The sequence below is a fragment of the Amycolatopsis lexingtonensis genome (assembly GCF_014873755.1).
Taxonomy (GTDB): Bacteria; Actinomycetota; Actinomycetes; order Mycobacteriales; family Pseudonocardiaceae; genus Amycolatopsis; species Amycolatopsis lexingtonensis.
The window spans coordinates 2744923-2768208 of the sequence record NZ_JADBEG010000001.1 but is presented as its reverse complement, the minus strand read 5'-3'; the positions used below and the strand labels follow the sequence as shown (position 1 = coordinate 2768208).

The 23286-nt window shown below is 73.4% G+C and carries 7 protein-coding genes; 5 read left to right on the top strand and 2 right to left on the bottom strand.

The genetic code is table 11. The features are described from left to right. Nucleotides 1–64 precede the first annotated feature (64 nt). Nucleotides 65–373, top strand: a complete 309-nt coding sequence (locus H4696_RS12565; RefSeq protein WP_086859912.1) for an EthD family reductase — start codon at nt 65–67, stop codon at nt 371–373. Here the strand turns inward: H4696_RS12565 and eno are convergent. Next, nucleotides 357–1640 carry a phosphopyruvate hydratase gene (gene eno / locus H4696_RS12560; protein WP_086859914.1) on the bottom strand — a complete coding sequence of 428 codons (1284 nt, stop codon included), beginning with the start codon at nt 1638–1640 and terminating at the stop codon, nt 357–359. The genes H4696_RS12565 and eno overlap by 17 nt on opposite strands. Before the next feature lie 182 nt (nt 1641–1822). On the opposite strand from eno, the gene H4696_RS12555 reads away from it, so the two are divergent. Continuing rightward, on the top strand, nt 1823–2173 hold the full coding sequence (locus tag H4696_RS12555) for a UBP-type zinc finger domain-containing protein (RefSeq protein ID WP_086859916.1): 351 nt from the start codon (nt 1823–1825) through the stop codon (nt 2171–2173). Nucleotides 2174–2180: 7 nt separating this feature from the next. Here the strand turns inward: H4696_RS12555 and H4696_RS12550 are convergent, their stop codons facing one another. Continuing rightward, entirely contained in the window at nt 2181–2834 is a 654-nt protein-coding gene (locus tag H4696_RS12550) for a DUF4230 domain-containing protein (protein WP_225955663.1), read from the bottom strand. 87 nt (nt 2835–2921) lie between these two features. On the opposite strand from H4696_RS12550, the gene H4696_RS12545 reads away from it, so the two are divergent. The 3 genes from H4696_RS12545 to H4696_RS12535 all read left to right on the top strand — a co-directional run bounded on the left by H4696_RS12545 (nt 2922) and on the right by H4696_RS12535 (nt 23171). Beyond that, nucleotides 2922–3065 carry a hypothetical protein gene (locus H4696_RS12545; RefSeq protein WP_169734977.1) on the top strand — a complete coding sequence of 48 codons (144 nt, stop codon included), beginning with the start codon at nt 2922–2924 and terminating at the stop codon, nt 3063–3065. 1122 nt (nt 3066–4187) lie between these two features. Next, entirely contained in the window at nt 4188–5486 is a 1299-nt protein-coding gene (locus H4696_RS12540) for a serine hydrolase domain-containing protein (RefSeq protein ID WP_086859917.1), read from the top strand. A gap of 78 nt (nt 5487–5564) precedes the next feature. Continuing rightward, a complete protein-coding gene (locus H4696_RS12535) occupies nt 5565–23171 on the top strand; it encodes a non-ribosomal peptide synthetase (RefSeq protein WP_420831561.1) in 17607 nt (5868 codons plus the stop codon). Nucleotides 23172–23286 lie beyond the last annotated feature (115 nt).

The window sequence follows — 23286 nt, the reverse complement described above, 5'->3', positions numbered from 1 at the left end:
GCGCCGGGCGCGGTCACCGCCGAGGTGTGCCAGGGTGGAGGGGACCGCCGCCGAAAGGGGACCGATGCACCGGCTCACCGTCCTGTACCCGCCGCCCGCCGACGAAGCCCACTTCCGGGAGTACTACGAGGGCACCCACCTGCCGCTGGCGGCGAAGCTGCCCGGCCTCGTGCGCTCGCAGTACTCCTTCGACGTGGCCTCGCTCGCCGGGGAGCGCAAGTACTTCGCCGTCTTCCACGCCGACTTCGAGTCGGCCGAGGCCATGGCCGCCGCGCTCGGGTCAGAAGCGGGCAAGGCCGTGGCCGCCGACGTGCCGAACTACGCGTCCGGCGGGGTGGAGATGATCCACTACCCGCTCAGCGGCGACCACTGATCGTGCTCGCGCCGGCGTAGCGCGCCTCGGCACCCAGCTCTTCCTCGATGCGGATGAGCTGGTTGTACTTGGCCGTGCGGTCGGCGCGGGACAGCGAGCCGGTCTTGATCTGGCCGCAGTTGGTGGCGACGGCGAGGTCGGCGATCGTGGTGTCCTCGGTCTCGCCGGAGCGGTGGGACATGACCACGGAGTAGCCCGCCTTGTGCGCGGTTTCCACCGTGGTCAGGGTTTCGGTGAGGGTGCCGATCTGGTTGACCTTGACCAGGATCGAGTTCCCGATGCCGCGCTCGATGCCGTCGTTCAGCAGGTTCACGTTGGTGCAGAAGACGTCGTCGCCGACGAGCTGGACGCGGTCGCCGATGGTGTCGGTGAGCTGCTTCCAGCCGGCGTAGTCGTCCTGCGCGAGACCGTCCTCGATGGACACGATGGGGTAGCGGGCGGTCAGGTCGGCGAGGTAGGCGACGTGCTCCTCGACGCTGCGCTTGCGGCCCTCGCCGGTGTAGTCGTAGACCTCGCCGGTGTAGAACTCGGACGCGGCCGGGTCGAGCAGCAGGGCGATGTCCTCGCCGGGGGTGTAGCCCGACTGCTCGATCGCGCGCAGCACGAACTCGAGGGCTTCGTCGGCAGAGCTGAGGTTGGGGGCGAACCCGCCTTCGTCGCCGACGTTGGTGCTGTGCCCGGCGTCGTGCAGCGACTTGCGCAGCGTGTGGAAGACCTCGGAGCCCATCCGCACGGCTTCGGCGAACGTCGGCGCGCCGACCGGGCCGATCATGAACTCCTGGAAGTCGATCGGGTTGTCCGCGTGCGCGCCGCCGTTGATGATGTTCATCATCGGCATCGGCAGCAGGTGGGCGAACACGCCGCCGGCGTAGCGGTACAGCGGCAGCGAGCTGGCGGCCGCGGCCGCCTTGACCACGGCGAGCGAGACGCCCAGCGTCGCGTTCGCGCCGAGGCGGGCCTTGTTCGCGGTGCCGTCCAGCGCGATCAGCGCCCGGTCGACCTCCGCCTGCGCTTCGGCGTCCAGGCCCACGACGGCCTCGGCGATCTCGGTGTTGACGGCGTCGACGGCCTTGCGCACGCCCTTGCCGTGGAATCGGGCCTTGTCCCCGTCGCGCAGCTCGACCGCTTCCCGGGTGCCGGTGGAAGCGCCCGAGGGCACCGCGGCCCGCCCGAACGAGCCGTCCGCCAGCTCGACGTCGACCTCGACGGTCGGGTTGCCGCGGCTGTCGAGAACTTCGCGGCCCTTGACCCGGACGATGGCAGTCATTGCGCTCCTCGGTGAGTTCGCCTAACGGGGCGGCGCGCCGGTGAGCCGCGAGACAGGGGCGAGGCTAGCAGAAATTTCTGAATCGATCCCGAACTTTTTCCCGCCGACCACCGCCCGATTCGGCGCCCGCCGCGGTTCGGATTAGAGTCGGATCAGCCTTGGTCTTGAGCAGAGGAGTTCGCATGCAAGGAGTCGACCCGTCGGTGCCGCCGAGCGGCCCGGGCTGCGCGGACTGCGACGCCGCGGACCCGCAGGGCTGGTGGTTCCACCTCCGGCGCTGCGCCGGCTGCGGCCACATCGGCTGCTGCGACTCCTCACCCGGCCAGCACGCCAGCGCCCACGCCGCGGCGACGGGACACCGGATCGTCCGCAGCTTCGAGCCGGGCGAAGAGTGGTTCTGGGACTACGAGACGGAACAGATGTACGAGTCCGGTCCCACGCTGGCCGCCCCGGAGCACCGCCCGCTCACCCAGGCCGCGCCCGGCCCGGCGGAGCGGCTGCCGGAGGACTGGCCCCAGCGCCTGCACCGGTGAGCCGAGGTCAGCCCCCGGTCGGGTTGTCCGCGTAGTTCACTGTGATGTTCTTGAAGCCGAGCGACTGCAGCAAGCCGGTCAGCATCACCTTGGTGTTCCGCTCCGCGTCGGCCACCAGCGTGCTCTTCGCGGCCGCGGCCTGGATCTGCTTCTGAGCGAGCTCGTAGAGGGCCTGCTGCGAGTTCGGGTTGCCGTTCAGGAAGTCGTTGATGCGGGTGAACAGGCCCTGCTGCTGCGCGTAGACGTGGGACTCGTGCACGTCCAGCGTCGCCGGCTCCAGCTGGGCGTGCGGCAGCGTGATCGTGGCCGACAGGCGGTCGTCGGAAACCTGGACGGCGTCGCCCTTCAGCCGGGAGAAGTCCACGTAGGAGTTGTCCGTGCCGACGCCGATGAACATCGTGTCGCTGCCGACGAGGAAGCTGGGCAGCACCGAGCTGGTCGTGATGTCGACGACCACCTGGAACGAGCCACTGGCGGCCTCGTAGCGCGACAGCTCGACGATCGACTGCAGCAGCACCGGGCCGGAGTGCTCTTCGGTCTGCTGGGCGAACGGATTGCGCAACTGGGGCAACAGGTGTACCGCCGATCCGACGAGCGCCGCGGCCGCCAAGACCACCACTGCCACACCGATCCCGATGAGCCGCTTGCCCCATGCACCCATGCCGGGAGGAATACCCAAGCGCACGCTTGGCGAACCGGCTCGGTGGGTACGTTCGCGGGGTCGAGCCCGCCGGAGAGGGGAGAGGCCGTGCGCAAGTGGTGGCTGTGGGTGCTGGTGATCGCGCTCGTCATCCTGATCCTCGGCCTGATCTTCGGTGGTTACCGGAAGGGCACCAAGATCGGCGCGCCCGCGTCCGTGCCGGTGGCGGTTTGGTCCAGCCCACGGGGATGACCCCGCGCGGCTGAGCGGCCGATCTGGACCGCGGGGGAGCCGCCGGCCCCCGCCGGGCTGCCACGACGACGAGATTCGCGGGCTGCTGCGGAATGCCGCCGAGGTCGGGGCTCACCTGAGAAGCGGTGCCGGACGTGCGGCCGAGCGGCTGCGGCAATTGGCGGAGTCGCAGGCCCGCGGTCTGCCGCGCCGGCGAGTGCCTGATCTCCAGCGGCGGTGCGTCGAGCTGCCGCATGGCCCGCGCTCGCGGAAGCGCTGACCGACCGCCGACCCGGCCCCCGCACGTCATGAAGGGGTCGTTCATCTCGCCAGGCGACATGAACGGCCCCTTCATCACGTCCCCGCGCCACCGAGCCCGCGATGCCCGGTCCAGGGCCGCACGAAGCCGCTGTCGACGTGCCCCGTGAAGACGCATTCGGGGAGGTTTCCGGCGAACGAACGTCGTCACCGCAGTGAACGGTCGGAGACCGGAAAACGGCCGGTGACCCTCCGAATTCCATCGCCTATTTCGTTACGGTCCAATCGGGTGGTCCGGTTCTTGTCCTGTTTCCCAGGCGATGGGACGAACGGCTAATTATGCGAAATAAAACCGGCGATCGGGTGCACGATACGGTGCACGTGCGTCCGGATGTGCTGCTTGACTCGCCGGTAATTTGCGGAACAAAGATCAAGAATCGCGTTTCCGCAGCTGACGGGCTTGCCAAGACGTCGAGAACCCAGGGCTGGAAAGTGGCGTGAGATCGCCTGTTTAACCCGTTGTGCCACCGGGTAACAGCCTCCAGCGGTCGTGGAGTGGCCGCGTGAACCAGTCGGCGAGGTGGTACGGCGATTTGCCGGTGCTCGCCGTTGTTCGACGTGTCCACCGGCGTGGGAAACCGCCGGGTAAATGGCTGCTCAAGTCGTGGAATGGTGCCGTTGTCGTTGCTACGTTGGGTAACCCCGAACCGGGGTCGTCGTATGTTGGGATCCCACGATTGGCGGTACTGACGATCATCGGCGAACGGGCAGCGTATTAATTCCAGCCGCCCCGATGTGCGGTGCTGGTGGGGATTGTTCAGGGCGGTTGCAGTCGTGGGGCATTCGCAGTGCTGGGTTTTTCGTGCGATATCGGAGGGTCGGGTCATGCAATCCGTACGAGACGGTCACCTCGCCTCGGACAGGCAACGGGTCACGGCGGAACGGCTGGACGCGGTGCTGGACCGCGCGGCTCGCCGGCACCGGGTGCCGGGAGCGCAGCTCGCCGTCCTGCGGGACGGTGAGCGGTTGGTGGTCCAGACCGGTGTCGAAGACCAGGACCGTGGCACGCCGATGACCGAGGAGTCCGCGGTGCCGTCCGGGTCGGTCACCAAGGTGGCCACGGCGACGGTCGCGATGGCCCTCGTCGCCGACGACGACCTGGAGCTCGATCAACCCGTCGGTGACGTCCTGGGCGTGGCCGGCCTCGACCGCGGCCTGACTCCGCGCCGGCTGCTCAGCCACACCAGCGGGCTGCCGTCCGACCCCGCCGATCCGACCGCGGGCTGCCTGCGCGAGGTGCGCGAAGCGATCCCCGTCTGCCCGGCGGGCACCGCGTTCTCCTACTCGAACCTCGGGTACGCGCTGGTCGGCGCCGTGATCGAAGCGGTCACCGGGATGACCTGGCGGGAGGCTGTCGAGGCGATCGTCCTGCGGCCGTCGAAGATCGAGCCGGTCTACGCCGAGAGCACGCGTGGCGTCTCCGGGCACGGGCGGGCCACCGGGCCGGCCGGGGCGCGGCCGGTCGAGCAGGTGCTGCCGCCGATGCTCGACCCGGCCGGGGCGCTGGCGTTCAGCGCGCGGGACCTGGTCGAGCTCGGCCGGATCCACCTGGGCAAGCCGGGACTGCTCGACGTCGTGACGGCCGCCGACATGCACCGGCCCGTGCCGGAAGCCGATCCGTTCGGGCTCGCCGACGGCTGGGGCCTCGGGATCGCCCATTTCGGCTCCGGCGACGACGCCTGGCTCGGCCACGACGGCACCGCCGACGGCACGGCCTGCCACCTGCGCATCGACCAGGCCGGCGCCTGCGTGGTCGCCTTCACCGCGAACGGCGCCGCGGGCACGGACCTGTGGCACGACGTCGCCGCCGAGCTGCGCGAGCTGGGCTTCGACCTGCCCGAGCAGCGCTTCGGCGTGCCCGGCGCCCGGCCCGTACCGGTCCCGGACGGAGATTTCGGCACCTACCGCAACGGCGCCATCGACTACACCGTCCGCCCCGACGGTACGGGCGCCGCGCTCGTCGTCGACGGCGAGGTCTACCCGGAGCTCGTCCTGCACGACGACGGCAGCTTCACCGTCCGCGACCCGGCGACCGGCCGGGCCACGCCGTGCGGCCGCTTCCGCGGTGACCGCGGTGCGTCGGCCGCGGTCGAAATCGGCGGCCGCCTCGCGCGACGCTGCTGAACGAACCCCTCCCTCCCCGTGCCCGCCCTGCCGGCGGGCTCCTCAGCCTGCGCCCGGAAGGTGCCACCGACGATGACCGTGCAAGACTCCCCGGCGAGAACCGGGGCCCTGACCGAGCTGTTCGCCGCGCGGGTCCGCGAAACCCCGGACGCGGTCGCGGTCGACGGCGAAGACCGGCTCACCTACGCCGAGCTGGCCGACCGCGCCGAGCGGCTCGCCGCGCACCTGCTCCGGCTGGGACTGTCCCCGGAGGACCGGGTCGGCCTGCTGCTGCGGCGCTCGGCCGAGCTGGTCGTCGCCGAGCTGGCGGTCGTGCTGGCCGGCGGTGCCTACGTACCGCTCGACCTGCGGGCCCCCGATGACCGGCTCCGGCTGGTGCTCGCCACCGCCGGGGTTTCGGTGCTGGTGACCGACGAACCCGAGCACGCCGCCCGGGTCCACAGTGGACCTGTGGTCGAAGCCGGGCAGCCGCTGTCGGAACGGGATCGCGCACTGCCCGATGTGGACGGTGACCGGCTCGCCTACCTCATGCACACCTCGGGCTCGACCGGCGCGCCGAAAGGGGTGGCGGTCCGGCACCGCGACGTCGCGGCGCTCGCCGCGGACAGCCGGTTCGCCGGTGCCGCGCACCGCCGGGTGCTGCTCCACTCGCCCGCCGCGTTCGACGCGACGACGTACGAACTGTGGGTACCGCTGCTTTCCGGTGGCACGGTCGTGGTCGCCCCGCCCGGAGACCTGGACGTCGAGACCCTGCGCGGGCTCCTCGACCGGCACGCCGTCACGGCGCTCTGGCTGACGGCCGGCCTGTTCCGGATCGTGGCGCAGGAAGCCCCGGACTGCTTCCGCGGCGTGCACGAGGTCTGGACCGGCGGGGACGTCGTCCCGGCCGGCGCCGTGCGGCGGGTGCTGCGCGCCTGCCCCGGCCTGACCGTGGTCGACGGCTACGGGCCCACCGAAACCACCACCTTCGCGACCAGCCACCGGATGCCGTCGGCGGAGCGGGTACCCGACGCGGTCCCGATCGGGCGCCCGCTCGACGACGTCGGCGTGCGCGTGCTGGACGGCGCCCTGAACCCGGTCGCCCCCGGTGAACCCGGTGAGCTGCACCTGGCCGGGGCCGGCCTGGCCCGCGGGTACTGGGCGCGGCCGGGTGCGACCGCGGACCGGTTCGTGGCCGACCCGGCCGGGGCGCCCGGCGACCGGATGTACCGCACCGGCGACCTGGTGCGCCAGAACGCCGAAGGCGAGTTCGAGTTCCTCGGCCGCGCCGACGACCAGGTCAAGGTCCGCGGCTTCCGCGTCGAGCTGGGCGAGATCGAGACGGTGCTCGCCGCCGCGCCCGGGGTGACTGAGGTCGTGGTCGTGGCCCGGGAGGACCGGCCTGGTGCCAAGCGGCTGGTCGCCTACGTTGTCGCGGAGCCGGACGCCGAGCCCGGCGACCTGGCGGAGGTCGCCGCCGCGACCCTGCCGGACTACATGGTGCCGTCCGCGTTCGTCGTCCTCGACGCGCTTCCGTTGAGCGGCAACGGAAAAGTCGACCGCCGGGCGCTGCCCGCGCCGCCCGTGGACCCGGGGGAGCGCGGCACCGAGCCGCGGACGGACACCGAACGCGAAGCGGCCCGAGTACTGGCCGACGTGCTGGGCGTTCCCCGCCTCGGCGCCGACGACGACTTCTTCGCGACCGGTGGCGACTCGATCCTCGCGGTGCAGGCGTTGTCACGGCTGCGCCGGAAGTTCGGCGTGCGCCTCGAGGCCCGGGCGATCTTCGACGCGCCGAGCGTCGCCGCGCTGGCCCGGCTGATCGAGGACGCGCCGCGCGCCGACGAGGCCGCGATCCCGGTGACCCCGCCCGCCGACGTGCTCCCGCTGTCCCCGGCCCAGCGGCGGCTGTGGTTCCTCGACGAACTGGCGGGCGGCAGCGCCGAGTACAACACCGGCGTCGGCCTCACGCTGTCCGGCCCGCTCGACGTCGAAGCGCTGCGCGGTGCCCTGGCGAAGCTCTGCGCCCGCCACGAATCGCTGCGGACGACGTTCGAGTCGATGGACGGCGAAGGCGTGCAGCGGATCGCTCCCGCCGGGGAAATTCCGTTGCGGATCGCCGAAACGCCCGCGGACGACGACGTCCTCGCGGCCGAGCTGGGCACCCCGTTCGACCTGCGCACGGGGCCGCTGACGCGGGCCGTGCTCTACCCGCAGGGCCCCGGTGAGCACCTGCTCGTGCTGTGCCAGCACCACATCGTCACCGACGGCCGCTCGATCGGCATCCTGACCGGCGAGCTGCTGGACTTGTACGCCGGCGCCACCCTGCCGCCGCTCCCGCTGGGCTACCGCGACTACACGCGCTGGCAGCAAAAGTCCGAAGTGGACAGTCAGGCCGCGTACTGGCGCGAGCGGCTCGACGGCGTCGAACCGCTCGGCGTGCCGACCGACCGGCCGCGTCCCGCGCAGCGCGACACCGCGGGCGCCGTCCACCACCACGACCTGCCCGCCGGTCTCGTCCGCCGGGTCACCGAAGCCGGGCGGCCGTTCGGCGCGACGCCGTTCATGACGCTGACCGCGGCCGTGCAGCTGCTCCTCGCGGCCTACGGCGGGCAGCGCGACATCGCCGTCGGCACCGCCGTCGCCGGGCGCGACCGGGCCGAACTCGAACCGCTGACCGGGTTCTTCGTCAACACGCTCGTCCTGCGGTCCGAAGTGGACGGCGAGCGGCCGTTCGCGGAGTTCCTCGGTGCGTTCCGGGAAACCGTGCTGGACGCGTTCGCGCACGGCGACGTCTCCTTCGACCGCGTCGTCGAGGAGGTCCAGCCGGACCGGGATCCGTCCCGGACCCCGCTGGTGCAGGCCGTCGTCGTGCTGCAGACGCCGCTGGTGCGGCCCCGCGAGGTGGCGGGGCTGCGGGTGCGCGAGCACGACCTGCCGCGGCCGTCCGCCCGGTTCGACCTGGTCATCGAGTTCTGGCCGCGTGACGACGGCCTGCGGGTCACCGTGGAGTACGCCACCGCGCTCTTCGACGCCGCCACGATCGCCCGGCTGACCGCGAGCCTCGAAGTGCTCCTGGACGGCATCGCCGCCGACCCCGCCCGCCCGGTGGGCGCGCTGCCGCTGCTCACCCCGGACGACCGCCGGTTCCTGCTCCCGGCCGCGGCCGACGCCGCCCCGCGGGACACCGTCACCGAGCTGTTCGACCGCGTCGCGGCGGAGCACCCGGACGCGTCCGCCGTGGTCTTCGGCGACGTCCGTTGGGACTACGGCGAGCTGCGCGCCCGGGCCGACCGGCTCGCCCGGCGGCTCGTCCGGCTGGGTGTCCGGCCAGAGGACCGCGTCGGCGTGCTGATGGACCGCTCGGCCGACCTCGTCGTGGCCCTGCTGGCGATCCTCAAGGCCGGCGGCGCCTACCTCCCGCTCGACCTCCGCGCCCCCGCCGACCGGCTGCGGCTGCTGCTCGACGGCACGGACCTCCTGCTCACCGACCACCGGTGGCACGGCACCGCCACGACCGTCCACGACGGACAGACGCTGGTCGTGTCCGATGTGGACGAGGCCGCGGGAGCACCCGAAGTCACGCTCGACCCGGAAAACTTGGCCTACATCGAATACACCTCCGGTTCGACCGGCTTGCCCAAGGGAGTCGCGGTCCGCCACGCCGACGTCGTCGCGCTCGCCGCCGACCCGCGGTTTGCCGGTGGTGCGCACGAGCGCGTGCTGGTGCACTCGCCGTTGGCGTTCGACGCTTCCACCTACGAGCTGTGGGTGCCGCTGCTGACCGGCGGCACCGTCGTCGTCGCTCCGCCGGGCGACCTGGACGCCGACGCGGTCCGGGCGCTCACCACGGCCCACGGGGTCACCGCGATGTGGCTGACGGCGGGGTTGTTCCGCCTGTTCGCCGAGGAAGACCCCGAGTGTTTCGCCGGGCTGCGGGAGGTCTGGACCGGTGGCGACGTCGTCCCGCCCGGCGCCGTGCGCCGCGTCCTGGCCGCCTGCCCGGGCCTGGCCGTCGTCGACGGCTACGGCCCGACCGAGACCACGACGTTCGCGGCCGCCTACCGGATGGCGGCGCCGGACGACGTCCCCGAGGTGGTCCCGATCGGCGCCCCGCTGGAGGACATGCGCGGATACCTGCTGGACGAGCACCTGCGCCCGGTGCCGCGCGGGGCACTCGGCGAGCTGTGCGTCGCCGGGCCCGGCCTCGCACGCGGGTACGCCGGGCGGCCCGGCGCGACCGCCGACCAGTTCGTCGCCTGCCCGTTCGGGGTGCCCGGCGAGCGGATGTACCGCACCGGCGACCGCGCCCGGTGGCGGACCGACGGGACCCTCGAGTTCGCCGGCCGCGCCGACGACCAGGTCAAGATCCGCGGCTTCCGGGTCGAACCGGCCGAGGTGGAACGCGCGCTGGCCGCCGAAGCGGAAGTGGCGCAGGCCGTGGTCGTGGTCCGGGCCACCGGCGGCCGCAAGCGGCTCATCGGCTACGTCGTCCCGGCCGACGGGGTCACTGTGGACACCGAGGCGCTGCGCCGCGCGCTGGGGCGCACGCTGCCGGATTACCTGGTGCCGTCGGCCGTCGTCGTGCTGGCCGCGTTGCCGTTGAGCGCCAACGGGAAGGTCGACCGGCGGGCCCTGCCGGAACCGGCGGTCGAGGCCGGGGCCCGCGCGCCCCGTACCGCGCGGGAGGCCGTGCTCGCCGGGATCTGGGCGGAGGTGCTCGGCGTCGAACGCGTCGGCGCCGACGACAACTTCTTCGCACTCGGCGGCGACTCGATCCTCAGTATCCAGGTCAGCGCCCGCGCCCGGCGGGCCGGGCTCGCGGTGACCACCGCCGACCTGTTCCGGCACCAGACGATCGCGGCTCTGGCCGCGGTGGTGACCGAAGCCGGGGCGGCGCCGGTCCGCGGGCCGGCGTCCGGCCCCGTGGTGCCGACGCCGATCCAGCGCTGGTTCTTCGACACCGTGCGGGTGCCCGGCCGGTTCGACCAGGCGATTTCGGTCGAGCTGACCGAAGACGTCGACGAAGCGGCCCTCATCGCGGCGATCGCCGTGCTGGCGGACCACCACGACGTCCTCCGGACGCGGTTCACCCGCGACGACGGCACGTGGCGACTGCACAACGCCCCTGCCGGCGAAGGGCACTCGCTGCTGCGCTGGTCGCTGTCGGGCCGCGTGCTGCACCTGTCCGCCCACCACCTCGTCGTCGACGGGGTCTCCTGGCGGATCCTCCTGGAGGACCTCGAAACCGCTTACCGCGGCGGTGACCTCGGGCCGCGGACGACCTCGTTCCAGGAGTGGGCCGCCCGGCTGTCCGCGCACGCGGAGGCCGGCGGCTTCGACGACGAACTCGGTCACTGGCGCACGTTGCCGGCCGTCACCCCGCTCCCGGTCGACGGGCCCGGGCTCAACACCGTCGCCGAGGAGCGCACGGTCACCGTCCGGCTCTCCGCCGAGGAGACCCGGGCGCTGCTGCGGCAGGTCCCGGACGTCTACCGCACCCAGGTCAACGACGTCCTGCTCACCGCGCTGGGCCGGGTCCTGCGGGACTGGACCGGCGAGGTACCGGTGATCGACCTGGAAGGCCATGGCCGCGAGGAGCTGTTCGACGGCGTCGACCTGTCCCGGACGGTGGGCTGGTTCACCAGCCTGTTCCCGGCCGCGCTGGACGTCCCGGACGACTGGGGTACGGCGCTCAAGTCCGTCAAGGAGCAGCTGCGCGCGGTGCCGCGGCGGGGGATCGGCTATGGCGCCCTGCGGTACCTGACCGGCACCGCCCCGGCGATCGACCCGCAGGTGAGCTTCAACTACCTCGGCCGGTTCGACCTCGCGAGCGACTTCTACGCGGGCCCGCCCGGTGACGTGTCCCTGGACGCCGACCTCGCCGACCGCCGCCCGCACCTGCTCGACGTCGTCGGCCAGGCCGACGGCGACACCCTGCGGTTCACCTGGCACTACGCCGAGAACGTGCACGACGAGGCCACCGTCGCCCGGCTCGCCGAGAGCTTCCTCGACGCCCTGCGCGGGATCATCCGGCACTGCGCCGAGCCCGGCGCGGGCGGCCGCACGCCGTCGGACTTCCCGCTCGCCGGGCTCGGCCAGGCCGCGGTGGACGCGCTGGGCGACGACGTCGAAGACGCCTACCCGCTGACGCCGATGCAGGCCGGGATGGTCTTCCACGGCCTGGCCCGCCACGGCGACCGCAACTACTTCGAGCAGATCTCCTTCACCCTCGACGACGTCCCCGACCCGCGGCGGCTCGGCGAGGCCTGGCAGCGGGTCGTCGACCGGACGCCGGTGCTGCGCAGCCGGATCGCCTGGGAGGGTGTGCCGCAGCCGGTGCAGATCGTCCAGCGGACCGCCGAAGTCCCGGTGTCCTACCCGGACTGGTCCACAGTGGACGCCGACGCGGAACTGGCGCGGCTGCTGGAAACCGACCTCGCCGACGGGCTCGACCTGACGCGCGCGCCGCTCATGCGGCTGGTCATCGCGAAGGACTCGGCCACGTCCGTCCGGGTCGTGTGGACGTTCCACCACGTGCTGCTCGACGGCTGGAGCGTCTTCGGTGTCCTGTCCGACGTCCTCGCGGTGCTGCGCGGTGAGGAGCCGCCCATCCGGCGGCCGTTCCGCGACTACGCCGCCTGGCTCGCCGCCCAGGACGACGAGCGCGCCGAAGCGCATTGGCGGGCCGAACTCGCAGGCGTGACACCGACGCCGCTGCCCGGTGGCCGGGCCGCCACCCGCGCGCACACGGCCAGTTCGACTGAACGCGTCCCGGTCGAACTCGACGACGAGGCGTCGGCCGCGGTCCAGGCCTTCGCGCGGCGGCACCACCTCACGGTCAACACCGTCGTGCAGGGGGCCTGGGCAGCGCTCTTGGCCCGCTACAGCGGCGAGGCCGAGGTGTGCTTCGGCGCCACGGTGTCCGGCCGCCCGGCCGAACTGCCCGGCGCGGACGACATCGCCGGCCTGTTCATCAACACGCTGCCGGTGCGGGTGCGGCTCGACCGTGACCGCGGGGTCGCGGACTGGCTGCGTGACCTGCAGGCGAACCAGGCGGAGGCCCGCCGGTTCGGCCACCTCGGCTTGACCCGGCTGCAAGCGCTCGGCGAAAGCTCCGGGCAGAGCCTCTTCGACAGCATCGTCGTCTTCGAGAACTACCCCGCCGCCGAGGTACCGGGGCTGCGGGACGTCCGGGCGGCCGAGCGCACCAACTACCCGCTCGGCGTCGTCGCCTACCCGGGCCGCCGGCTCTCGCTGATCCTGACCCACGACCCGGACGTGATCGCGCCCGCGCTCGCCGGCCGGCTGGCCAACCACCTCGCCGCGCTGGTCCGCGGGTTCGCCGCCGCCCCGCACGAGCCGGCGACCCGGATCCCGATGCTCTCGGCCGCCGAGACCCGGCAGCTCCTGGAGGAGCGCAACGCGACGGCGTGCCCGATCCCCGAGGCCGCCCTGCCGGAGCTGTTCGCCGCCGCCGTCCGGCGTGCTCCCGAAGCGGTCGCGCTCGTCACCGACGCCGAGTCCGTCACCTACGCCGAGCTGGACGCGTGGTCGAACCGCCTGGCCCACCGGTTGCTCGACCTCGGCGTGCGGCCGGAAGACCGGGTCGCGGTGCTGATGGACCGCTCGCCCGCGCTCGTCGCCGCGGAGCTGGCGATCGTGAAGGCCGGCGGGGCCTACCTCCCGCTCGACCTGCGGGCCCCGGCCGAGCGGATGCGGCTGCTGCTGCGCGAGGCCGGCGCCGACGTGCTGGTGGCCGACCGGAACTGGCTGGCCACCGCCGAGGACGTCCACAGTGGAGTGATCGTCACCGGCGCGGACGACGCCCCGACGACCCCGCCCGAGGTCACCACGCACCGCGATCAGCTCGCCTACGTCATCTACACCTCCGGCTCGACCGGGACGCCGAAGGGCGTGGCCGCGCGGCACCGCGACGTCGCCGCGCTGGCCGCCGACCGGCGGTTCGCCGTGCACGACCGCGTCCTGCTGCACTCCCAGCAGGCCTTCGACGCCGCCACCTACGAACTGTGGGTACCGCTGCTCAACGGCGGCACCGTCGTCCTCGCCCCGCCCGGCGACCTCGACGTCCACACGCTCGGCCGGGTGCTCACCACCCACGGCGTGACCGGCGCGTTCCTCACCACCGGCCTGTTCCGGCTGGTCGCCCAGGAAGCGCCGGAGGTCTTCGCCGGCGTCCGCGAGGTCTGGACCGGCGGGGACGCCGTGCCCGCGGTCGCCCTGCGCCGCGTCCAGGCCGCCTGCCCGGACACGCTGGTCGCCGACGTCTACGGGCCGACCGAGACCACGACGTTCGCGACCGTGCACCCGCTGCCCGGCGAGATCCCCGACGTCGTGCCGATCGGCGCGCCGCTGGACAACACCCGCGTCTACGTCCTCGACGACGAGCTCCGGCTGGTCCCGCCGGGTGCGCCCGGCGAGCTGCACATCGCCGGGGCCGGGCTGGCCCGCGGCTACCTCGGCCGTCCCGGCCTCACCGCCGAGCGGTTCGTCGCGGACCCGTTCGGGCCGCCGGGGGAGCGGATGTACCGCACCGGCGACCTCGTGCGCTGGGACGACGAGGGCGCGCTCGAGTTCGTCGGCCGGGTCGACGAGCAGGTCAAGGTGCGCGGCTTCCGCGTCGAGCCGAGCGAGATCGAAGCCGCGCTGGGCGAGCACCCGGACGTCGTGCAGGCCGCGGTGCTGGCCCGCGCGGACGGCGGCGTGAAGCGGCTGGTCGCCTACGTCGTCGGCGAGACCGACGGCCTGGCCGAGTTCCTCGGCCGGACGCTGCCGGACTACATGGTCCCGGCCGCGTTCGTCCGGCTCGAGCGCTTCCCGGTCAACGTCAACGGCAAGCTCGACCGCCAGGCCCTGCCCGCGCCCGACTTCGGCGGCCACGACCATGTCGCACCGCGCACCGAGCGGGAGCGGGAGCTGACCGAGATCTGGGCCGAGGTGCTCGGCGCCGAGCGCGTCGGGGTCACCGACGACTTCTTCGAGCTGGGCGGTGACTCCATTCTCAGCATCCAGGTGGTGTCCCGGGCCCGGCGCGCCGGGCTGGAACTGCTGCCCGGCGACCTGTTCACCCACCGCACCCCGGCCGCGCTGGCGGCCGCAGCGCGCACCGCCGAGGCGGCCGTCGACCGCGGCCCGGTCAGCGGCCCGGTCCCGCTCACCCCGATCCAGCGGTGGTTCTTCGCGACCCAGACCGCCGATCCGGCGCACTTCCACCAGTTCGTCCGATTAGGACCCGACCAGGTCGACCTCGCCGCGGCCCGGCGGGCTGTGGACGCGTTGCTGGAGCACCACGACGCCTTGAGGATGCGGTTCACCGGCGAGCACCAGGAGAACGGCCCGGTCGGCGCCGAGACGCCGTTGGTGCGCCTCGACCTTTCCGCGCACGAAGTCCGGCTCGCCGTGCACCACCTCGTCGTCGACGGCGTCTCGTGGCGCGTGCTCGCCGAGGATTTCGACCGTGGCTACGCCCAGGCGCTGAAGGGCGAGCCGATCGACCTCGGGCCGCGCACGACGTCGTTCCGCGAATGGGCGACCCGGCTCACCGAGCACGCGGCGGCCGGCGGTTTCGACGACGAACTCGGCCACTGGCGGGCCCTGACCGGGGAGACCTCGGTCCCGGTCGACGGCGCCGGGCCGAACACGGTCGCTTCGATGCGCTCGGTCACCGTCCGGCTCTCCGCGAAGGAGACCGAAGCTCTGCTGCGCGAGGTGCCCGCGGCCTACCGCACGCAGGTCAACGACGTACTGCTGACCGCGCTCGGCCGCGTGCTGCGCGACTGGACCGGCGGGGTGCCCGTCGTCGACCTCGAAGGTCACGGCCGTGAGGACATCTTCGACGGCGTCGACCTGTCGCGGACGGTCGGCTGGTTCACCAGCGTCTTCCCGGTCGCACTCGACGTCCCGGACGACTGGGGCACGGCGCTCAAGTCCGTCAAGGAGCAGCTGCGCGCGGTGCCGCGGCGGGGGATCGGCTACGGCGCCCTGCGGTACCTGACCGGGACCGCCCCGGCGATCGACCCGCAGGTGAGCTTCAACTACCTGGGCCAGTTCGGTTCCGGCCGGCTGGAGTCCGACGAGAGCCCGCGCTCGGCACGGGCGCACCTGCTCGACGTCGTCGGGCGCGTCGAGGCGGGCGAACTGGAACTCACCTGGTACTACGCCGAGGGCGTGCACCGGGAGTCCACAGTGGAGCGACTCGCCGCCGGGATGGCGGCCGCGCTCGGCGAGATCGTCCGGCACTGCGGCCACCCGGGCGCCGGCGGCCGCACGCCGTCGGACTTCCCGCTGGTGCGTCTCGATCAGTCTACGGTGGACGAACTGGCCGGGGACGGCCGTTCCGTAGAGGACATCTACCCGCTCACCCCGATGCAGAGCGGCATGGTCTTCCACGCCCTCGCCCAGCGCGAGGAGCGCGTCTACTTCCAGCAGGTCGGCTTCGTCCTCGAAGGCGTCGAGGACCCCGAGGCGCTCGCCCGGGCGTGGCAGCGGGTCGTCGACCGGACGCCGGTGCTGCGCACGCGGATCGTCTGGGAAGGCGTTCCCGAGCCGGTGCAGGTCGTGCAGCGGCAGGTCACCGTCCCGGTCACCCACCTCGACTGGCGGGACGCGGACCAGGACCAGGCGTGGCGGGACGTCGTCGCCGCCGATCGCGCCGAAGGCCTCGACCTGACCGCGAGCCCGCTGCTGCGGCTGACCCTCGCGCGGCTGTCGGACACGGAAGTCCGGGTGCTGTGGACGTTCCACCACGTGCTGCTCGACGGTTGGAGCGTATTCGGCGTGCTGTCGGACGTCTTCGCCGCCTACGCCGGCGGCGCGCTGCCCGAGCGGCCGCCGTTCCGGGACTACGTCGGCTGGCTCCGCCGCCAGGACGACGCCGAGGCGGAACGGTACTGGCGCGGGGAACTCGGCGACCTCGCCGCACCCGCCCGGCTGCCCTTCGACCGGGCACCGGCCCACGCCCACACGACCAGCTCGTCGCGGTGGCTGCGCGTGCCGGTGGAGAGTTCGGCCCGGTTGCAGGACGGCGCCCGCCGCGCCGGCCTGACGATGAACACCGTGCTGCAGGGCGCGTGGGCGCTGCTGCTGTCCCGGCTGAGCGGCGAGCGCGACGTCTGCTTCGGCACCACCGTGTCCGGCCGCCCGGTCGACCTGCCCGGTGCCGACGAGATCACCGGCATCTTCATCAACACCCTGCCGGTGCGGGTCACCGCGGACCGCTCGCCGGTCGCGGACTGGCTCGCCGCGCTGCAGGCCCGCCAGGTCGAGGCGCGCAAGTTCGGGCACCTGCCGCTGACGAAGCTGCAGGCGTGGAGCGGGACCACCGGCAGTCTCTTCGACAGCCTCGTCGTCTTCGAGAACTACCCGGTCGACGCCGCCGCGGGCGCGGCACAGGGGCTGCGGCTGCGTGACGTCGACGCCGCCGAGGCGACCAACTACCCGCTCAGCGTCGTCGCCTCGCCGGGGGAGCGGATCAGTCTCGACGTCGGCTACGACCCGGACCTGTTCGAGCCCGCGACGGCCGAGCGGATCGCCCGGCAGCTCACCGGCGTCCTCGACGCGTTCGCCGAAGACCTGCACCGCCCGCTCGACGGCATCGACCTGCTCACCGCCGCCGACCGCCACCAGGTGCTCGTCGCCTGGAACGACACGGCTCACCCGGTGCCGGAGGGCACCCTCGCCGATCTATTCGCCGCGCAGGTGGCCCGGACCCCGGACGCCGTCGCGCTCGCCGGCGACGACGTCCGCCTGACCTACGCGGAGCTGGCCGAGCAGGCCGGACGGCTGGCCCGGCACCTGGCCTCGCTCGGCGCCGGGCCCGAGACGGTCGTCGGCGTGCTCCTGGACCGCTCGCCGGACCTGGTCGTCGCCGAACTCGCCACCGTGCTGGCCGGGGCGGCGTACCTGCCGCTCGACACCCGCGCGCCGGCGCCGCGGCTGAAGACGCTGCTGACCGGCGTGCCGATCCTCGTCACCGACGAGTCGCGGGCCGAGACCGTGACCGAAGTCCACAGTGGACAGCTGGTGGTACCCGGCGGCCCGCGTGCCGAAGCTCCGGTGCGGCAAGCGAATCCGGACAACCTCGCCTACGTCATGTACACCTCGGGCTCGACGGGCAAGCCGAAAGGCGTGGCCGTGCGCCAGCGCGACGTCGTCGCCTTGACCGCCGACCGGCGGTTCGCCGCGCACGAGCGGGTGCTGCTGCACGCGTCCCCGGCCTTCGACGCCTCGACGTACGAGCTGTGGGTACCGCTGCTGAACGGTGGCACGGTCGTCGTCGCCCCGCCCGGCGACCTCGACGTGGACACCTACCGGCGGCTCATCACCGAGCACCGCGTCCACGGCGCGTTCTTCACCGCGGGCCTGTTCCGGCTGCTGGCCCAGGAAGCCCCGGACACCTTCCGCGGCATGCGCGAGGTCTGGGCCGGCGGCGACGCCGTCCCGGCCGCCGCGGTCCGCCGGGTGCGCGAAGCCTGCCCGGAGACCACCGTCGTCGACGGCTACGGCCCGACCGAGACGACGACGTTCGCGACCTCGCACCCGATGCCGGGCGTGGTGCCCGAAGCCGTCCCGATCGGAAAGCCACTGGATAACATGCGGGCCTACGTCCTCGACGCGGACCTGCGGCCGGTGCCGCCCGGCGCGCCCGGCGAGCTGCACCTCGCCGGCGCGGGACTGGCTCGCGGCTACCACGGCGACCCCGGCCTGACCGCCGACCGGTTCCGGCCCGACCCGTTCGGGCCGCCGGGGGAGCGGATGTACCGGACCGGCGACCTCGTCCGCTGGAACGCCCACGGCGAGCTGGAGTACACCGGCCGCGCCGACGAACAGGTCAAGGTCCGCGGGTTCCGGATCGAACCCGGCGAGATCGAGGCCGCGCTGGCCGCGCACCCCGGCGTCGGCCAGGCCGCGGTGCTGGCCCGGGAGGACCACGGGATCAAGCGGCTCGTCGCGTACTTCACCGGCGACGCCGAGGACCTCGCCGCGTTCCTCGCCCGGACGCTGCCCGACTACATGGTGCCCGCCGCGTTCGTCCGGCTGGAGAGCTTCCCGTTGACGGTCAACGGGAAGCTCGACAAGCGCGCCCTGCCCGCACCCGAGTTCGGTGCTGGTGCCCGCACCGCCGTCACGACCGACGCCGAGCGGACGCTGGCCGCGATCTGGGCGGACGTGCTCGGCACCGGCGACCTCGGCGCCGACGCGAACTTCTTCGCGCTCGGCGGCGACTCGATCCTCAGCATCCAGGTCGTGTCGCGGGCCCGCCGCGCCGGGCTGACGCTGTCGCCGCACGACGTCTTCCGGCACCCGACGTTGGCTGCGCTGGCCGCGCACGCCGGCGGCGGTGCCGGGCCGCGTGCCGAGCAGGGCCCGGTGACCGGCACGGCGCCGCTCACCCCGATCCAGCGCTGGTACTTCGCCACCCAGCCGGACCGGTTCGACCAGCGCGTGGTGCTGGAGTTCGCCGAAGACGTCGACGAACCGGCGCTGCGCCGGGCCCTGGCCGCGGTCTGGGCCCACCACGACGCGCTCCGCCTGCGATTCGAGCAGACGCCGCGCGGCCGGGTCCAGCACGGCGAACCGGTCTGGGCCGCCGAACTGCTCGCCGAGGACGTCGCCTTCGACACCGGACAAGGGCCGTTGCTGACGGCGGTCCTCGACGGACGGCGGCTGCTGCTGGCCGTCCACCACCTCGTCGTCGACGGCGTGTCGTGGCGGATCCTCCTGGAGGACCTCGAAACCGCTTATCGCGGCGGGGAACTCGCGCCGAAGACGGCGTCGTACCTCGAGTGGGCGCGGCGGCTGGCCGGGCACGCCGCGACCGGCGGCTTCGACGACGAGCTCGAGCACTGGCGGACGCTCCCGCCGGTGCCGCCGCTGCCCGCCGACGGGGACGGACCGGCCACGATCGACGGGACCGCCGAGGTGACCGTCCGGCTCGGCGACGAGGAAACGCGGGCGCTGCTGCGAGACGTGCCCGAGGTCTACCGCACGCAGGTCAACGACGTCCTCCTGGCCGCGCTGGGCCGGGTGCTGCGCGACTGGACCGGCCAGGTGCCGGTGATCGACCTCGAAGGGCACGGCCGCGAAGAGCTGTTCGACGACGTCGACCTGTCGCGGACGGTCGGGTGGTTCACCAGCATGTTCCCGGTCGCGCTCGACGTCCCCGAGGACTGGGGCGAGGCGCTGAAGGCCGTTAAGGAGCAGCTGCGCGCGGTCCCGCGGCGGGGCATCGGGTACGGCGCACTGCGGTACCTGACCGGCACCGCCCCGGACATCGACCCCTTGGTGAGCTTCAACTACCTCGGCCGCTTCGACGACGCCGAAGAAGGGCCGTTCCGGGCCGGGGCGCTCGACGCCGACGTCGACCCGCACGCGCCCCGGACCCACGCCCTCGACGTCGTCGGGCGGGTCACCGGCGGGACGCTGGAGCTGACCTGGTCGCACGCCACCGGCCTGCACGACCGCGCCACCGTCGAGGCGCTGGCCGGCCGGATGCTGGCGGCGTTGCGGGAGATCATCGAGCACTGCGCCGCGCCGGACGCCGGCGGCCGCACGCCGTCGGACTTCCCGCTCGCCGCGCTCGACCAGTCCACTGTGGACGAACTCGTGGGCGACGGCCGGACGGTGGAGGACATCTACCCGCTCACGCCGATGCAGGGCGGGATGGTCTTCCACGGTCTTTCGCAGACCGGGCAAGGCATGTACGTCGAGCAAGCGACGTTCGTGCTCGACGGCGTCACGGATTCGCGGCGGCTCGCCGAGGCGTGGCAGCGGGTCGTCGACCGGACCCCGGTCCTGCGCACGGCCTTCGTCTGGGCCGGGGTCGAGGAGCCGCTGCAGGTTGTGCGGAACGACGTGCGGCTGCCGGTCCGCCTCATCGACTGGACCGGCCTCGACGCGGCGGGGGAGCTGCGGAAGCTGCTCGCCGAGGACCGCGCGCAGGGGCTCGACCTCGCCGTCGCGCCGCTGATGCGGGTCACGCTCTCCCGGGTGTCGGCGACCGAGGTCCAGGTGCTGTGGACGTTCCACCACGTGCTGCTCGACGGCTGGAGCGTCTTCCAGGTGCTCTCGGACGTCTGCACCGCCTACGCCGGGCAGGCGCTGCCCACCCGGCCGCCGTTCCGGGACTACCTGGCCTGGCTGACCCGCCACGACCAGGCGGACGCCGAACGCTTCTGGCGCGCCGCGCTCGTCGGCGTCGAAGGCCCCACGCCGATCCCGGGTGACCGGGCGTCGGCAGGCGTCCCTTGTTCGTCGGAGTGGCTGCCGGTGCACCTGACCGAACCCGAGACCGCGCGGCTCGACGCGTTCGTCAAGCGGCACGGTCTTACCCACAACGTCGTCCTGCAGGGCGCGTGGGCGCTGCTGCTGGCGGCCTACAGCGGGCACGACGACGTCGTGTTCGGGGCGACCGCGTCCGGCCGCCCGGCCGAGATCGCCGGCGTCGACGAGATCACCGGCATCTTCATCAACACGCTGCCGGTCCGGGTCGGCGTCGACCGCGGGGCCGGGGTGGCCGGGTGGCTGGCCGGGCTGCAGGCCGCGCAGGCCGAGGCCCGCCGGCACGGCCACCTCCCGCTGGCCAAGGTCCAGGGCTGGGCCGGGCTGCCGGGTGGGGTGAACCTGTGCGAAAGCCTGGTGGTGTTCGAGAACTACCCGATCACCGCCGCCGAAGCCGGCCACGGCCTGACCGTGCGCGACCTTTCGGCGCGGGAGACGACCAACTTCCCGCTCACCGTCGTCGCGTCGCCCGGCCGGGAGCTGGCGGTCGACTTCGGGTACGACCCGGCGCTGTTCGACGCGTCGACGGCCACCCGGCTCGCCGGGCACCTGCTCACGCTGCTGCGCGAGCTGACCGCCGACGGCGACCGGCCGGTGGGCGCGGTCCCGATGCTCTCCCCGGCCGAGGAGCGGCTGCTGGGCGAGTGGACGGCGACCGGCGCCGAGCCGCCGTCCCGGTCGCTGCCGGACCTGTTCGCCGAACAGGTCCGCGCCCGGCCGGACGCGATCGCGGCTGTCCTGGATGGCGAGGCGGTCAGCTACCGCGACTTGAACCGCCGAGCGAACCGGCTGGCCAACCGGCTGGTGGGGCTCGGGCTGCGGCCGGAGGAGCCGGTCGGGCTCGCGCTCGGCCGGGCCGCGGCGGTGGTCGCCGAACTCGCCGTCGTCAAGGCGGGCGGGGCCTACCTGCCACTCGACACCCGTGCGCCCCTTGAGCGCCGGCGGCTGCTGCTCGAGGGGGTCCGGTTCGTCGTCGCGGAGGCGGACCAGCCGCACGCGAACACCATCCTGCTGTCCTCTGTGGACGACGAGCCCGGCACCGACCCGGCGGTCGACGTCGACCCGGAGCAGGTCGCGTACGTCATGTACACGTCCGGCTCGACCGGCACGCCGAAGGGCGTCGCGGTGCGCCACCGCGACGTGGCCGCGCTGGCCGCGGACGAGCGGTTCCGCGGCGGCGCGCACGAGCGGGTCCTGCTGCACTCGCCGCTGGCGTTCGACGCGACGACGTACGAACTGTGGGTGCCGCTGCTGACCGGTGGCACGGTCGTCGCCGCGCCCGGCGACGGGGTCGACGAGGTGACGCTGCGGGCGCTGGTCCGCGAGCACGGGCTGACCGCGATGTGGCTCACGGCGGGCCTGTTCCGCGTGCTGGCGCAGGAAACCCCGGACTGCTTCGCGGGTCTGCGGGAGGTCTGGACCGGCGGGGACGTCGTGCCCGCGGCCGCGGTGCGGCGGGTGCTGGACGCGTGCCCGGGGCTGCGGGTCGTCGACGGCTACGGCCCGACCGAGACGACGACGTTCGCGACGTCGCACCCGATGTCCGACGTGGTCCCGGACCGGATCCCGATCGGCCGTCCGCTGGCCGGGATGCGCGCGCACGTCCTGGACCGGTCGCTGCGTCCGGTGCCGCCGGGTGTCCCGGGGGAGCTGTACCTCGCCGGCGCGGGGCTGGCGCGCGGCTACCGCGGCCGGCCCGGCCTGACCGCCGACCGGTTCGTCGCCGACCCCGCCGGACCGCCCGGGCAACGCATGTACCGCACGGGTGACGTCGTCCGCTGGACGGCGGCGGGGACCCTGGAGTTCCTCGGCCGCGCCGACGACCAGATCAAGCTGCGCGGCTTCCGCGTCGAGCCCGGCGAGGTCGAGGCCGTGCTGGCCCGGCACCCGGCGGTGGCGCAGGCGGCGGTCGTCGTCCGCGAGGACCAGCCGGGCGTGAAGCAGCTCGTGGCGTACGTGGTTTCCGATGCCGATGTGGTGGCATTGCGCGAGTTCCTGGCCGGGGTGCTGCCGGACTACCTGGTGCCGTCGGCGTTCGTGGCGCTGGAGCGGTTCCCGGTGAGCGCCAACGGGAAGGTCGACCGCCGGGCGCTGCCCGCACCCGCCGCCTCGTCCGCCGGGGCCGACGAGCACGTCGAGCCGGAGACCGACACCGAGCGGGCGCTCGCGGAGATCTGGGCCGAGGTCCTCGGCACGGACCGCGTCGGCGCCGAAGACAGCTTCTTCGCCCTCGGCGGCGATTCGCTGAAGAGCCTGCACATCGCGGCCAAGGCGAGCGCGCTGTTCGCGGTCCGCGTGACCCCGGCCGACGTGCTCACCGCGCGCACGGTCACCGGGCTCGCCGGAACCGTCGAGGAACTCATTCTGGGCGAGCTGGAAAGCCTCGCCTCCGACCAGGATTCGTGAGAGGCGCCCCGATGACCGTGCGCAGCTTTCCCGCGGCGGGCAAAGCACCCCAATGTGGCGTTGGGTGCGTCCAACGCACCGAACGCCACATTGGGTGCGCTCGACGCACCGAACG

Excerpts from the sequence above, each read along its gene's own strand:
- H4696_RS12540 (WP_086859917.1), top strand. The coding sequence starts at position 4,188 with ATGCAATCCGTACGAGACGGTCACCTCGCCTCGGACAGGCAACGGGTC.
- eno (WP_086859914.1), bottom strand. The coding sequence starts at position 1,640 with ATGACTGCCATCGTCCGGGTCAAGGGCCGCGAAGTTCTCGACAGCCGC.
- H4696_RS12565 (WP_086859912.1), top strand. The coding sequence starts at position 65 with ATGCACCGGCTCACCGTCCTGTACCCGCCGCCCGCCGACGAAGCCCAC.
- H4696_RS12555 (WP_086859916.1), top strand. The coding sequence starts at position 1,823 with ATGCAAGGAGTCGACCCGTCGGTGCCGCCGAGCGGCCCGGGCTGCGCG.
- H4696_RS12550 (WP_225955663.1), bottom strand. The coding sequence starts at position 2,834 with ATGGGTGCATGGGGCAAGCGGCTCATCGGGATCGGTGTGGCAGTGGTG.